At 72.0% G+C, this 13,732-nt stretch carries 10 protein-coding genes, 1 pseudogene and 1 riboswitch; of the genes and pseudogenes, 8 read left to right on the top strand and 3 right to left on the bottom strand.

Annotation, left to right across the window (positions count from 1 at the left end; all coding sequences use genetic code 11):
• The first annotated feature begins 588 nt into the window (after window positions 1-588).
• Window positions 589-1,668 (top strand): MazG family protein, encoded by a 1,080-nt coding sequence (locus tag ACFVVA_RS24320; RefSeq protein WP_387692568.1) that lies wholly within the window; start codon window positions 589-591, stop codon window positions 1,666-1,668.
• Between the two features lie 4 nt (window positions 1,669-1,672).
• Here the strand turns inward: ACFVVA_RS24320 and ACFVVA_RS24315 are convergent, their stop codons facing one another.
• Window positions 1,673-2,095 (bottom strand): SDR family NAD(P)-dependent oxidoreductase, encoded by a 423-nt coding sequence (locus ACFVVA_RS24315; protein ID WP_387692567.1) that lies wholly within the window; start codon window positions 2,093-2,095, stop codon window positions 1,673-1,675.
• Between the two features lie 300 nt (window positions 2,096-2,395).
• On the opposite strand from ACFVVA_RS24315, the gene ACFVVA_RS24310 reads away from it, so the two are divergent.
• From ACFVVA_RS24310 to ACFVVA_RS24280, 7 genes are all read left to right on the top strand, one after another.
• Window positions 2,396-3,784 (top strand): cytochrome P450, encoded by a 1,389-nt coding sequence (locus ACFVVA_RS24310; protein ID WP_387692565.1) that lies wholly within the window; start codon window positions 2,396-2,398, stop codon window positions 3,782-3,784.
• 221 nt (window positions 3,785-4,005) lie between these two features.
• Window positions 4,006-4,174, top strand: a riboswitch (cyclic di-AMP (ydaO/yuaA leader).
• A 5-nt stretch (window positions 4,175-4,179) separates the two neighbouring features.
• The gene (locus tag ACFVVA_RS24305) at window positions 4,180-5,085 is read left to right on the top strand and encodes a transglycosylase family protein (protein WP_387692563.1); all 906 of its coding nucleotides are present in this window, start codon (window positions 4,180-4,182) and stop codon (window positions 5,083-5,085) included.
• 327 nt (window positions 5,086-5,412) lie between these two features.
• Complete coding sequence (gene eno, locus ACFVVA_RS24300) at window positions 5,413-6,699, top strand: phosphopyruvate hydratase (protein WP_380634519.1); 1,287 nt, start codon at window positions 5,413-5,415, stop codon at window positions 6,697-6,699.
• A gap of 170 nt (window positions 6,700-6,869) precedes the next feature.
• A complete protein-coding gene (locus ACFVVA_RS24295; RefSeq protein WP_387692561.1) occupies window positions 6,870-7,391 on the top strand; it encodes a septum formation initiator family protein in 522 nt (173 codons plus the stop codon).
• Entirely contained in the window at window positions 7,363-8,034 is a 672-nt protein-coding gene (locus tag ACFVVA_RS24290) for a DUF501 domain-containing protein (protein ID WP_387692559.1), read from the top strand. The genes ACFVVA_RS24295 and ACFVVA_RS24290 overlap by 29 nt, the downstream gene beginning before the upstream one ends.
• Window positions 8,031-8,972, top strand: a complete 942-nt coding sequence (locus ACFVVA_RS24285; RefSeq protein ID WP_387692557.1) for an exopolyphosphatase — start codon at window positions 8,031-8,033, stop codon at window positions 8,970-8,972. Before ACFVVA_RS24290 ends, ACFVVA_RS24285 begins: the two co-directional genes overlap by 4 nt.
• Before the next feature lie 429 nt (window positions 8,973-9,401).
• Window positions 9,402-10,769 carry an NAD(P)/FAD-dependent oxidoreductase gene (locus tag ACFVVA_RS24280; RefSeq protein ID WP_359909991.1) on the top strand — a complete coding sequence of 456 codons (1,368 nt, stop codon included), beginning with the start codon at window positions 9,402-9,404 and terminating at the stop codon, window positions 10,767-10,769.
• A 178-nt stretch (window positions 10,770-10,947) separates the two neighbouring features.
• On the opposite strand, the gene ACFVVA_RS24275 is transcribed toward ACFVVA_RS24280, so the two are convergent.
• Together ACFVVA_RS24275 and ACFVVA_RS24270 are read right to left on the bottom strand one after the other, a co-directional pair.
• Complete coding sequence (locus ACFVVA_RS24275) at window positions 10,948-13,506, bottom strand: ABC transporter permease (protein ID WP_387692555.1); 2,559 nt, start codon at window positions 13,504-13,506, stop codon at window positions 10,948-10,950.
• A gap of 58 nt (window positions 13,507-13,564) precedes the next feature.
• Window positions 13,565-13,732, bottom strand: a pseudogene (locus ACFVVA_RS24270) (ABC transporter ATP-binding protein); the annotation flags it as partial.

Below are 13,732 nucleotides of genomic sequence, written 5' to 3'. Positions count from 1 at the left end.
CCGTTGCGCCTCCCGGCGCCGCCGGTGGGGATGCGGTCCCGGCCCCGGGCACCGGCTCCCGGGTGTCGGCTCCGGGTACCGGCTCCCGGGTGTCGGCTCCGGGCGCCGCCGGTGGGGTCGTTGTGCTGCCCCGGCCCCGACGCCCACTGCTGTCGCCGGGGTTCCGTGCCGGCCCGACTCCCGGGCCCGGCACGGCCGGTGGGGTTGCGCCGCCGACCTGTGCAGCAGCCTCGATCCTCGCGGGCCGGCCACTGGAAAGCCCTGGCCTCGGCGCATCAGCAGTGGCGCCGTACCGGCCCAGGTGTGCCGTCGTGCCCTCTTCGGAGATTCCCCAGCGGCTCCAGCCCGCCTGAAGCCCCGGACTGTCGGGACGCACGGCTCCTCCACCGGCCCTCATCCCGGCCCGCGTGTTGGCTTCCCGCGTTGGACCGGGACGGGCCCGGCCGGCACTCCGGGGCGGGGAGTCGACGGGCTGCGGTGAGCACAGGGGGCTGCGCTTGCGCGGGTGGGTGGGGTCCATGCCCGGGAAGGGAGCCCCGGGGCGGGGAACGGGCGGGCGGGGTGGGGGTGCGGGGGTAGGTTCGGGGGGTGACGACGAATGCTGTGCCGACGAATTCTCCGGGCGCGAAGCTGATCCTGCTGACCACCACCCACCGGGTGGCTCCCGGCCTGCTGGCGTGGCCGGCGTGGGAGGCGTTGCGGTCGGCGGGGCGGGTGCTGGTGGGGGACGAGCGGCATCCGCAGGTGGCGGCGGTGCGGCAGGCCGGGGTGGTGGTGGAGGTCGTGCCGGCCGGGTCGGCGCCCGCGTTGGCGCGGCTGCTGACCGGGCAGCCGGCCGGGGCCGGGCCGACGGTGTGGCTGGGCAGTCCGGACGGGGATCCGGGGCTGACCGACGCGCTGGCGAGGCTGGCGGTGGAGCACGCCGGCGAGGTGCCGGAGATCGAGGTGCTGCCCGGCTCGTACGACCTGCCGGGGTCGCGGCTGCTGGACCTGGTGACGGTGATGGACCGGCTGCGCTCCCCGGGCGGCTGCCCCTGGGACGCCGAGCAGACGCACGAGAGCCTGGTGAAGTACCTGGTCGAGGAGGCGTACGAGCTGGTCGAGGCGATCGAGGAGGGGGACCGGGAGGCGCTGCGCGAGGAGTTGGGCGACGTCCTGCTGCAGGTGTTCTTCCACTCCCGGATCGCAGAGGAGCACCCGACCGAGCCGTTCACCGTCGACGACGTGGCCGGGGACATCGTCGAGAAGCTGATGTACCGGCACCCGCACGTGTTCGGGGACGTCGAGGCCGGCGGCGCCGCCGAGGTGGAGGCAAACTGGGAGCAGCTGAAGGCGGCCGAGAAGGCGGACCGCGAGTCGGTGCTGGACGGTGTGCCGGCCGGGCTGCCCGCGCTGGCGTACACGGCGAAGCTGGTGTCCCGGGTGCGCCGGGCGGGCTTCACGGGGGTGCCGGACGAGTCGTACGAGCTGCCGGTCGAGCTGACCGCCGACTCGGCGGGCCGGCTGCTGCTCGCGGTGGCGCAGCGGGCGCACGACGCCGGGGTGGACGTGGACGCGGCGCTGCGGTCGGCCGCGCGCGGTTACCGGGACGCGGTGCGCGCGGCCGAAGGCCTCAAGCCGGCCGGAGAGCCCGACGGGGACCCGGCCGGGGAGTCCGACGGGAAGTAGGCGCTCAGGCCGCCGTGGCGGTGTGCTCCGGGCACCGCTGCGGCGGGACGAGTTCGCCGATGGCCTCGCCGACGAGGACGACGAGTTCGGCGAGCCGCTCCAGGTCGAGGTGGTCGGGCAGTTCGGCCAGCGAGATGATCCGCTCGCCGTCCGGGCCGGCCACGGCGAACAGGTCGATCGGTCCGAGGTGCTTCTCGGCGGTGTCGACGAGGGCGGCGACGTCGCTGGGGCGGCGGATGTCGCCGCAGACGCCGACGACGGGGCAGCCCGGCCGGTCGAGTTCGGCGGCGAGGTCCTCGGCGATGCCGACGTACTGGTCGGCGATGAGCATTCCGGAGGCGCCGGCCGCGGCGAACCGGCGGGCGAGTCCCGCGCCCGAACCGCCGTCGAGGACCGCGATGACGACGACTGACCCGCTGACCCGCATGGCCTGCTCCTCCCTGTGGACGACACCGCACCGGCGCCCACGCGTACTGCGGAGGATCGTAGGCACGTCCTGACCCTCCGCAACAGGGATTACCCCGCAGGTGACCAGGCTCACGCCCGCACCGCGGCCAAGAGTCGGCCAAGAGCTGTCCATTGACCGTCCGCGGACAGTCAACGAGCCGTCCATGAACCGTCCATGGGCCGTCCATGGAGCATCGGCAGGACGGCCGCGGACCGTCGGCGGGAGGAGCGGCGGCCCGCCGGGGCGGGGCGTGCCCGTCGCACCGGATACGGTCGGTCCATGCCAGCTCAGCCCGACTCCGCCCGGCCCGCCGCCACGCCGTCCGACGCCACCGCCCCGCAGCTGTTCACCTGGGAGTTCGCCTCCGACCCGTACCCCGCCTACGCCTGGCTGCGCGAGCACGCCCCGGTGCACCGCACCACGCTGCCGAGCGGGGTGGAGGCCTGGCTGGTGACCCGGTACGCGGACGCCCGGCAGGCGCTCGCCGACAGCCGGCTGTCGAAGAACCCGGCGCACCACAGCGAGCAGGCGCACCGCACCGGCCGGGTGGGCATCCCGGGGGAGCGGCAGGCGGACCTGATGACCCACCTGCTGAACATCGACCCGCCGGACCACACCCGGCTGCGCAGGCTGGTGTCGAAGGCGTTCACCCCGCGCCGGGTGGCCGAGTTCGAGCCGCGGGTGCAGCAGCTCACCGACCGGCTGATCGACGGCTTCGCGCAGCGCGGTTCGGCGGACCTGATCCACGAGTTCGCCTTCCCGCTCCCCATCTACGCGATCTGCGACCTGCTGGGCGTGCCGGCCGAGGACCAGGACGACTTCCGGGACTGGGCCGGGATGATGGTGCGCCACACGAAGCCGGGTCACGGCGGCGGCCAGCGCGGCGGCGTGGGGCGGGCGGTGAAGCGGATGCGGGCGTACCTGCTGGAGCTGATCCACCGCAAGCGCGCGGACCTCGGGGACGACCTGATCTCGGGTCTGATCCGGGCCAGTGACCACGGTGAGCACCTGACCGAGAACGAGGCCGCGGCGATGGCCTTCATCCTCCTGTTCGCGGGTTTCGAGACCACCGTGAACCTGATCGGCAACGGCACGTACGCCCTGCTGCGCAATCCGGAGCAGCGCGGGTTGCTGCAGGAGTCGGTGGCCCGCGGGGAGAGCGCGCTGCTGGAGACCGGGATCGAGGAACTCCTGCGCTACGACGGGCCGGTGGAGATGGCGACCTGGCGGTTCGCGACCCGTCCGCTGGCCATCGGCGGGGTGGACATCCCGGTCGGTGACCCGGTGCTGGTGGTGCTCGCCGCGGCGGACCGCGACCCGGCCCGGTTCGCGGCCGAGAACACCCTGGACCTGGCCCGGACGGACAACCCCCACCTGGGCTTCGGGCACGGCATCCACTACTGCATCGGCGCTCCGCTCGCCCGCTTGGAGGGCCGTGCCGCGCTGACCACGCTGCTTTCCCGGCTGCCCGATCTCCGGCTCGCGGAAAACGCGGACGACCTGCGGTGGCGCGGTGGTCTGATCATGCGTGGGCTGCGCGAACTGCCGGTGGAATTCAGTCCGGAGAGCCGCTCCCCGCACGCCTCTCCGCAGACCCCTTCGCACGCGCCTTCGCAGGCCTCTCCGCAGGCCTCTCCGAACACTCCCGCCACGCCTCCGACGTGCTGAGATCGCACTGACGGGACGTCGTGAACCACCTGCCGACGGGGGTGTGAACACCCATCAATCCGGACATAACACCGCCGTTGGTAGGCGATCGAACACACGCCGTAATTATTGTGTGATATCGACGATATGAGCTTGTGATTGGTCTGATGATCTGTCTACTCTCCCTGGAGTTCGCAGCTGCGGACCTCGTACGCGGAACGCCGAGTCCTGCCCGCCGCGTCACGGGAAACCGACCAGAACCCTGGGCAGGGGCGGGGGAACCAGGTTTGTTGCCGTCTCCCCACGGCTTGGGGTGAAGCCGCCCGAGCGGAATCGTTTCCGCATACGGCGGCCGGGCCACCTCCCGGTCCGAACCCGACAGCTCACCTCGCAGGCGTGCGGAGAGGGACCTCTTCATGCTGTTCGTTGGAACTGGCCGTCACCGTCGTCGCACCCAGGCCGAGAAGGCCATCGCCGTCGCCGGTGTGGCCGGCGTCGGACTCGCGATGCCGCTCCTCACCGCCACCGGCGCCTCCGCCGCCCCCGCCTCCACCTGGGACGCCGTCGCCCAGTGCGAGGCCGGTGGCAACTGGAGCATCAACACCGGCAACGGCTTCTACGGCGGCCTCCAGTTCACCTCCAGCACCTGGAAGGCGTACGGCGGCACCGCCTACGCGCCGCAGGCCAACCAGGCCAGCAAGGCCCAGCAGATCTCGGTCGCCGAGAAGGTGCTGGCCTCGCAGGGCCCGGGCGCCTGGCCGGTCTGCTCCCAGAAGGCCGGTCTGACCAAGGGCGGCGCCCCGGCCGCGGTCGACACCTCCTCGGACGCCAAGCCGCAGTCCGCCGCCAAGCAGCAGACCCCGAAGCCCGCCGCCAAGCCGGCCGAGAAGCCGGTCGCGCAGCAGCCCGCCGCCCAGAAGCAGGCCCAGAAGCCCGCCGCGCAGCCGGTCCAGCAGGCCGCCCCGCAGCAGCAGGCGCAGCCGCAGACCCCGGGCTTCTCCGGCAAGGCCGGCTGGGACGCCGACGCCAAGGTGTACTGGTACCAGAGCAACGGCGCCTGGTACTGGACCAGCCACCAGAGCGTCTACCAGCAGTACGCCGGCCAGGCCGCCGCCCAGCCGCAGTACGCCCCGCAGGCCGCGCAGTCGGCCCCGCAGACCGCCGGTCACGACTACACCGTCCGCGCCGGTGACACCCTGTCGACCATCGCCGCCGCCCAGGGCGTGTCCGGCGGCTGGCACGCGCTGTACGAGCAGAACCACGGCACGGTCGGCGGCGACCCGAACCTGATCATGCCCGGCCAGGTGCTGCACCTCGGCTGAGCCGGCCCGCTCGACGTCGCCCGCTCGACGTCGCCCGCTCGACGCCGGCCCGCCCGCCGCACCCGGCGCCGACGCCGCCCCGGCCCACCGTCCGAAGGGGACCGGTCCTACCGGTCCCCTTCGTCCGCATTCGCCCGCTCCGGTGGGACAAGCTGGGACAAGCAGGTGAACTACCGGTGGGTAGTGGGGCCACACGCTGAGACGGGACCGAGGCGGACGTGGCCCCGGGAGCCCGGGCGGTTAGGCTCTGGTCGTAACGACTCCGCAATCGTCCTGCTGACAGCACCCACCGTCAGACCGGACCCTGCTTCCGCAAGGAGATGCCTCGTGCCGTCCATCGATGTCGTCGTAGCCCGTGAGATCCTCGACTCCCGCGGCAACCCCACGGTCGAGGTCGAGGTCGGCCTCGACGACGGCAGCACGGGTCGTGCCGCTGTCCCGTCGGGTGCTTCCACCGGCGCCTTCGAGGCGCTGGAGCTGCGTGACGGTGACAAGAACCGCTACTTCGGCAAGGGCGTCGAGAAGGCCGTCCTGGCCGTCATCGAGCAGATCGGCCCGGAGCTGGTCGGCTACGACGCCACCGAGCAGCGCCTGATCGACCAGGCCATGCTGGACCTGGACGCCACCCCGGACAAGTCCTCGCTCGGCGCCAACGCCATCCTGGGCGTCTCGCTGGCCGTCGCGCACGCCGCCTCCGAGGCCAGCGACCTGCCGCTGTTCCGCTACCTGGGCGGCCCGAACGCGCACGTCCTGCCGGTCCCGATGATGAACATCCTCAACGGCGGGTCGCACGCGGACTCCAACGTCGACATCCAGGAGTTCATGATCGCCCCGATCGGCGCGGAGTCCTTCTCCGAGGCCGTCCGCTGGGGCGTCGAGGTCTACCACACGCTCAAGGGCGTGCTGAAGGAGCGCGGCCTGTCCACCGGTCTGGGCGACGAGGGCGGCTTCGCCCCGAACCTGGACTCCAACCGCGAGGCCCTGGACCTCATCGTCGAGGCCATCGAGAAGGCCGGCTACGTGCCCGGCCGTGACGTCGCGCTGGCCCTGGACGTCGCCTCCTCCGAGTTCTACGAGGACGGCGCCTACCAGTTCGAGGGCAAGGACCTCACCGCCGCCGAGCTCATCGAGTACTACGCCGAGCTGGTCGCCGCCTACCCGCTGGTCTCCATCGAGGACCCGCTGGACGAGTCCGACTGGGACGGCTGGAAGGCCATGACCGACAAGCTGGGCGACAAGGTGCAGCTGGTCGGCGACGACCTGTTCGTCACCAACCCGGCCCGCCTGGCCCGCGGCATCGAGACCGGCACCGCCAACGCGCTGCTGGTGAAGGTGAACCAGATCGGCTCGCTGACCGAGACCCTGGACGCCGTCGAGCTGGCCCAGCGCAACGGCTACCGCTGCATGATGTCGCACCGCTCCGGCGAGACCGAGGACGTCACCATCGCCGACCTGGCCGTCGCCACCAACTGCGGCCAGATCAAGACCGGTGCCCCGGCCCGCTCCGAGCGCGTCGCCAAGTACAACCAGCTGCTGCGCATCGAGGAGATCCTCGACGACGCCGCCGAGTACGCCGGCCGCGGCGCCTTCCCGCGCTTCCGCGCCGCGGAGTAGCAGGAACGGCCGCTCCGTGGAGCGACCGGGCCCGGCCGCCGCGCGGAGCGATCCGCACGGCGAGCACGAGGGCCGGGCGCTCCCGGTAGCGCACGCCTGACCGGTGCCCCGCCGTTCACCCCGTAGGGTGGACGGCGGGGCACCGTCGCGACCAGGAGGGGATACGGGAGATGGCTGGCTGGAGGATCCCGGGCTTGGCGGCCCGGCCCCGGTTCACGAGCCGGGCGACCGTCCTCGTCCTGGTGCTCTGTTCGCTGGTGGCGATCCTCGCCTACCCGACGCGGCAGTTCATCTCCCAGCGCGCCGAGATCTCCGCCCAGCGGGCGAAGGCCGACCACGCGCGCCAGCAGGTCGAGCAGCTGCGCCGGGAGAAGGCCCGCTGGCAGGACCCGGAGTACGTGAAGGCGCAGGCCCGCGCCCGGCTGCACTACGCGGTGCCGGGGGAGACCCCGTACATCGCGGTGGATCCGGCCGGCCGGGCCTCCGCCCAGCCCTCCTCGTCCGCGGCGGGTGCGGCCTCCTCCGGCAGCGCGGCCTCCGGAAGCGCCGCCGACCGGACGAAGGCCGCCAAGCCCTGGTACGCCGGCATCTGGGATTCGGTGGACGCCGCCGACACCGCGGCGGCGGCCCCCGCCACCCCCCTTCCCCTCCCACCGTCCCCCGTTGGAGACACCTCCCCCCATGACCACTGAGAACCACCCCTCCGTCTCCGACGCCGACGTCGCGGCCATCGCCGCCCAGCTCGGCCGGGTGCCGCGCGGCCTGCGCGGCGTGGCGCACCGCTGCCCCTGCGGCAACCCGGACGTCGTGGAGACGGCCCCCCGGCTGCCGGACGGCACGCCGTTCCCCACGCTCTACTACCTGACCTGCCCCAAGGCCGCCTCGCTGATCGGCACCCTGGAGGCGGAGGGCGTGATGAAGGACCAGAGCGCCCGGCTGGCCGAGGACCCGGAGCTGGCGGCCTCCTACCAGAGGGCGCACGAGGACTACATCGCCCGGCGCGACGCGATCGAGGTGCTGGAGGGCTTCCCGAGCGCCGGCGGCATGCCGGACCGGGTGAAGTGCCTGCACGTGCTGGTCGGCCACTCGCTGGCGGCCGGCGAGGGCGTCAACCCGCTCGGCGACGAGGCGATCGGCATGCTGGAGGACTGGTGGGCCAAGGGCCCGTGCGTCTCCCCGGCGGAGGTCGAGGCCGCCGGTGAGCGGGTCGCCCGCAACCGCGCCAAGGAGCAGGACCACGAGGCCGTGATCGCCGCCAAGGAGCAGAAGACCGCCGAGCGCGCCGCGAAGAAGCGCGCCGAGGAGGAAGCCGCGGCGGAGCGGGAGTCCGAGTGAGCACGACCCGCGTGGCCGCGATCGACTGCGGCACCAACTCGATCCGCCTGCTGGTCGCCGACCTCGACCCGGAGACGGGGGAGATCGCCGACCTCGACCGCCGGATGATCGTCAACCGGCTGGGCCAGGGCGTGGACCGCACCGGCCGGCTGCACCCCGACGCGCTGGCCCGCACCTTCGCGGCCTGCCGGGAGTACCAGGAGATCATCGCCGGCTTCGGCGTCGGCCCGGAGCGGGTCCGCTTCGTCGCCACCAGCGCCTCCCGGGACGCCGAGAACAGCGACGAGTACGTCAAGGGCGTGCGCGACATCCTGGGCGTCGAGCCCGAGGTGGTGAGCGGCGAGGAGGAGGCGCACCTGTCCTTCGTGGGCGCCACCAAGGAACTGACGGGTGGTCAGTTCCCCGGTCCGTACCTGGTGTTCGACCTCGGCGGCGGCTCCACCGAGTTCGTGCTCGGCTCGGAGGACGTCCAGGCGGCGCGCTCGGTGAACATCGGCTGCGTGCGGCTCACCGAGCGGTACTTCGGCGACGCCGAGCTGCCCTCGGAGGAGCAGGTCGAGGCCGCCCGGGCGCACGTGCGGGCGGAGCTGGACCGGGCCGAGGAGGTCGTCCCGCTGACCGGCGCGGCCACCCTGGTGGGTCTGGCCGGGACGGTCACCACGGTGTCCGCGATCGCCCAGGGCCTGCCCGGCTACGACTCGGCGGCGATCCACCACTCGCGGATCGGCCGGGACCGGGTCGCCGGGATCGCCCGGGAGCTGCTGGCCGCCACCCACGCCGAGCGCGCGGCCATCCCGTCGATGCACCCGGGCCGGGTGGACGTGATCGCGGCCGGGGCGCTGGAGCTGCTGGAGATCATGGAGCGCACCGGCGCCGCCGAGGTGGTCGTGAGCGAGCACGACATCCTCGACGGAATCGCCTGGGGTATTGCCTCCTGACCCCGTGCGGGGCTTACCCGGACCGGCCCCGGCACCCCTTTCGGGGGGCCGGGGCCGGGGCGCGCCCGAGCGCGGGTGGAAAAGTTCGTGAATTTCTTCACATGGCGATCCGGCCATTCGCCGCACCCACCCGCCCGCTACGTCCGAAATGTGGGACCGAAGGCCTGTCGGCCGGGTAGCCCATGGGATCGCAGGTCAGGGCTCGCTTGAGGTTTGAAATTCGAAATCATGCGCGGGAACCCGGGCGCTGTGCGGATCGTTGCTGCTCAGGCCGGTCGTGCTCCGGCGCGCGCTCGCGCGGGGCCGTCCAGGGGTGGGGGTCGCCGTGCCGGGCCCGGTTTTGCGGCCGCGCAGTGTAGCACGGGGGGTCCTTCATCTTGTGACCGGGCTCACGAAGGCTGCTCCGGACGGTGCTGGATACTTTCGGATATGAGCACCACGGAGCGTCCTCGCATCCTCATTGTCGGCGGTGGTTACGTCGGCCTGTATGCCGCGATGCGCATCCTCAAGAAGATGCGTTACGGCGAAGCGACCGTCACGGTCGTGGACCCGCGGTCGTACATGACGTACCTGCCCTTCCTCCCCGAGGCGGCCGGCGGCAACGTCGCGCCCCGCAACCTCGTCGCGCCGCTGCGCAGCGCCCTCAAGCAGGCGGAGGTGCTGACCGGGTCCGTCACCGGCATCGACCACGCCCGCAAGGTCGCCACCATCCAGCCCGCGGCCGGCGACAGCTATGAGCTGCCCTTCGAGTACCTGGTCGTCGCGACCGGCTCGGTCTCCCGCACCTTCCCGATCCCGGGTCTGGCGGAGAACGGCATCGGCATGAAGACGGTCGAGGAGGCCATCGGCCTCCGCAACCACGTCATGGCCCAGCTCGACAAGGCCGAGTCCACCACGGACGAGGAGATCCGCCGCAAGGCGCTGACCTTCGTGGTGATCGGTGGCGGCTTCGCCGGCATCGAGACCGTCGCCGAGGTCGAGGACATGGCCCGCGACGCGGCCAAGCTGTACAAGACCGTCAGCCGCGAGGACATGCGCTTCGTGGTGGTCGAGGCGGCCAACCGCATCCTCCCCGAGATGGGCCCGGACCTCGGTCTGTGGACCAAGGAGAAGCTCGAGGAGCGCAACATCGAGGTCTACATCGAGACCTCCATGGACTCCTGCGTCGACGGCCACGTCATGCTGAAGAACGGCATGGAGATGGACGCCTCCACCATCGTGTGGACGGCCGGCGTGAAGCCGAACCCGGTGCTGTCCGAGTTCGGCCTGCCGCTGGGCCCGCGCGGCCACGTCGACACCGCGCCGACCCTCCAGGTCCAGGGCTTCGACTACGTCTGGGCCGCCGGCGACAACGCCCAGGTGCCGGACCTCGCCGCCGGCGAGGGCGCCTGGTGCCCGCCGAACGCGCAGCACGCCTGCCGCCAGGCCGTCGTCCTCGGCGACAACGTGATCTCCGGCATGCGCGGCTTCCCGCAGAAGGAGTACAAGCACAAGAACCTCGGTGCGGTCGCCGGCCTCGGCCTGCACAAGGGCGTGGCGATCCTCTTCGGCAAGTACAAGCTGAAGGGCCGTCCGGCCTGGTGGTTCCACCGCCTGTACCACGGCGCGATGGTGCCGACCTTCAACCGCAAGGTCCGCGTCTTCACCGACTGGACGCTCGCGATGTTCCTCAAGCGCGAGATGGTCGGCCTCGCCCAGATGGAGCGGCCGCAGCTTCCGATCCAGGAGGTCACCCCGCCCACCAAGCCCGTCGAGGCCGCCAAGCCGGCCGCCGACAAGGCACTCGCCAGCAAGTAAGCGACTGAGACCCCGGTGTGGGAGCACCGGGGTATGAGTCGGAGGCCCTCCGCCCGGCAGCGTTGCCGGACCACGACCTCCGTGGTGCTCAGCCGGCCGTGCGACCGGGCGGAGTACAGAAGTAGAAGGTCCCCTGCCGAAACCCTCCGGCAGGGGACCTCTCTCGTTGCGGGACCGGTCAGTCGGTCTTGATGCTCGACAGGATGTCCAGCTTGGACGCCCGGCGGGCCGGCCAGATCGCGGCCACCAGGCCGACCACCCCGGCCAGCGCCAGGAACATCGCCAGCTGGCCGTACGGCAGGACCGTGGTCAGGCCGGAGAGGCTGGACTTCAGGGTGCCGTTGATCGCCCAGGCGATGAAGCAGCCGAGCAGCAGGCCGATGCCGGCGCCGAACAGCGAGATCACCACGGACTCCAGACGGACCATCCGCTTGATGCCGCTGCGGTCCAGGCCGATCGCCCGCAGCATCCCGATCTCGCGCTTGCGCTCGAAGACCGACATCGCCAGCGTGTTGACCACGCCCAGGATCGCGATCAGGACCGCCATCCCCAGCAGGCCGTACATCAGGTTCAGCGCGAAGGTGATGGTCTGGCTGAACTCGTCCCGGACGTCCTGCTTGGACTTCACGTCGATCACCGGGTTGGCGCCGGTGGCGTCCTTGAGCGCCTGCTTGAGGCCGTCGGTGGCGCCGTCCTTGCCCTTGACCAGGACGTCGGAGACGTACGGCTTGGGCTCGTGCTTGGCGATCTCGCTGTTGGCCAGCATGACCGGGCCGAGCATGCCGCCGGCCTTGTACACGCCGCCGACGGTGAGCTGCCCGGTGGACTCGTCCGGGTAGGCCACGGTCAGCACCGAGCCGGTGGTGACGTTCAGCTTCTTGGCGGCGTCCTCGTCGAGCAGCAGCTGACCCTTGCCGAAGCCGGCGGTGGAGCCGCTGGTCAGCTCGACGTCGGCGAGCTGGTCGAGGACGGCCGCGTCCAGGCCGTTGACCGTCCTGCTGGTGCCGTTGAGCTCCCAGTACGAGGTCGTCATCGCCGAGGAGGCGGCCACCCCGGGGGCCTTGGCGATCTGGGCGGGCACCTGCTCGGACAGGCTCATGCCGTTGGCGGCACCGACGATGAAGTCGGCCTTCATCGAGCTGGTGACGGCCCGGTCGATGGTGTCGTTGACCGAGGCGCCGATCACGGTGAGCCCGGTGACCAGGGTCAGACCGATGGTCAGCGCGGCGGCGGTGGCCGCGGTGCGGCGCGGGTTGCGCACCGCGTTCTGCTGGGCGAGCTTGCCCGGGGTGCCGCCGAGACCGCGCAGCAGCGGGCCGACCAGCGCGACCACCGGACGGGAGAGCAGCGGCAGCAGGACGAACACGCCGATCAGGGCCAGGAAGGCGCCCAGGCCGACCGGCAGCCGGCCGCTGTCGTTGCCGGTGGAGGCGCCGTAGCCGATCAGGGCGAGGCCGCCGCCGGCGAGCACCGAGCCGATCGTGTTGCGGACCACCAGGCTCTTCTGGGAGACCGGCTGGTCGCCGCTGCTCATCGCGGCCACCGGGGCGATCCGGGAGGCGCGCATGGCGGGCAGCAGGGCCGACATGACCGTCACCAGGACGCCGACCACGACCGTCACCACGACGGTGAGCGGCTTGATCACCAGCGAGCCGTTCGGCATGTTCTCGTTCATCGCGCCGATCAGCGACTGCATCCCGGCGCCGATCCCGATGCCGGCGACCAGGCCGGCCACCGCCGAGACGGTGCCGATCAGCAGGGCCTCGATCAGCACGGACCGGGTGACCTGCTTGCGGCTGGCGCCGATGGCGCGCATCAGGGCCAGTTCCTTGGTGCGCTGGGCGACCAGCATGGTGAAGGTGTTGGCGATGATGAAGATGCCGACGAAGAGCGAGATGAAGGCGAAGACCAGGAGCATCGTGCGCATGCTGCTGGTGCTCCTGGTGATCATGTCCTGCTCGTCGGCCTTGAGCTTGGCGCCGGTCTCGACGTCGAACTGGTGGCCGGAGGGCACCACGGGCTGGGCCTGGGCGAGCAGCGCGTCCTGGCTGGTGCCGGGCTTGGCGGTGAGCACGATGCCGCTGTAGCGGCCCGGTTCCAGCAGGGTCTGCTGGGCGGTGGCCCGGTCGAACAGGGTGAGCGAGCCGCCGGTGTTGACCACCGGGTCGTCGGTGGTGAAGACGCCGGTGAGCCTGGCCTCGACGACCGGGCCGTTGGCGGCGACGCGGACGGTGTCGCCGACCTTGTAGCCGCCCTTGTCGGCGGTCTTGCGGTCGAGTGCGATCTCCTTGGCGGCCTTCGGGCCCTGGCCCTCGACCATCGGGTAGCGCGGGTCCTTGCCGTCCTGGCCCGGCGCGAAGTTGGCGCCCTTGGCGGCCCAGACCTGGCCGATCAGGTTGCCCTTCTTGTCGGCGACGCCGGTGAAGCCGCTGACGACGCCTCGGGCGCCGGCGGTGCCCGGCAGGGCGGACAGCTGCTGGACGGTGGCGTCGGTGAGGGCGGCCGAGCCGCCCTCGCTCTTCTGCCGGGCGGAGGCGGCGGAGCCGGCCGCGCGGTCCACCACCTGGACCGAGACGTCCGAGTAGCTCTTGGAGTTGCTGTCCCGCATGGCCTTGCCGAAGGTGTCGGAGAAGACCATGGTTCCGGCCACGAAGGCGGTGCCGAGCATGACGGCCAGTGCCGTCATCAGCAGTCGGCCCTTGTGGGCCAGCACATTGCGCAGTGCGGTGCGATACATGGGGTGTCCTGGGAAGGGTGGTGAGCGGCTTCGGCCGCCGGGCCGGATCGGTCGGGTGTCAGCTGGTGCGGCCCTTGGCGTCGAAGCGGCGCATGCGGTCCAGGACGGTGTCGGCGGTGGGGTGGTGGAGCTCGTCGACGATGCGGCCGTCGGCGAGGAAGACGACGCGGTCGGCGTAGGAGGCGGCGACCGGGTCGTGGGTGACCATGACGACGGTCTGGCCGAG

The sequence above is a fragment of the Kitasatospora sp. NPDC058048 genome (assembly GCF_042885555.1).
GTDB classification, from domain to species: Bacteria; Actinomycetota; Actinomycetes; order Streptomycetales; family Streptomycetaceae; genus Kitasatospora; species Kitasatospora lactacystinica.
Note: the sequence above shows the minus strand (reverse complement) of the source record. Positions and strands in the feature narration are given on the sequence as shown.

What these genes read in the sequence shown, in the direction of transcription:
- ACFVVA_RS24280 (WP_359909991.1), top strand. Translation starts at nt 9,402, where the DNA reads ATGAGCACCACGGAGCGTCCTCGCATCCTCATTGTCGGCGGTGGTTAC.
- ACFVVA_RS24305 (WP_387692563.1), top strand. Translation starts at nt 4,180, where the DNA reads ATGCTGTTCGTTGGAACTGGCCGTCACCGTCGTCGCACCCAGGCCGAG.
- ACFVVA_RS24275 (WP_387692555.1), bottom strand. Translation starts at nt 13,506, where the DNA reads ATGTATCGCACCGCACTGCGCAATGTGCTGGCCCACAAGGGCCGACTG.
- ACFVVA_RS24310 (WP_387692565.1), top strand. Translation starts at nt 2,396, where the DNA reads ATGCCAGCTCAGCCCGACTCCGCCCGGCCCGCCGCCACGCCGTCCGAC.
- ACFVVA_RS24315 (WP_387692567.1), bottom strand. Translation starts at nt 2,095, where the DNA reads ATGCGGGTCAGCGGGTCAGTCGTCGTCATCGCGGTCCTCGACGGCGGT.
- ACFVVA_RS24295 (WP_387692561.1), top strand. Translation starts at nt 6,870, where the DNA reads ATGGCTGGCTGGAGGATCCCGGGCTTGGCGGCCCGGCCCCGGTTCACG.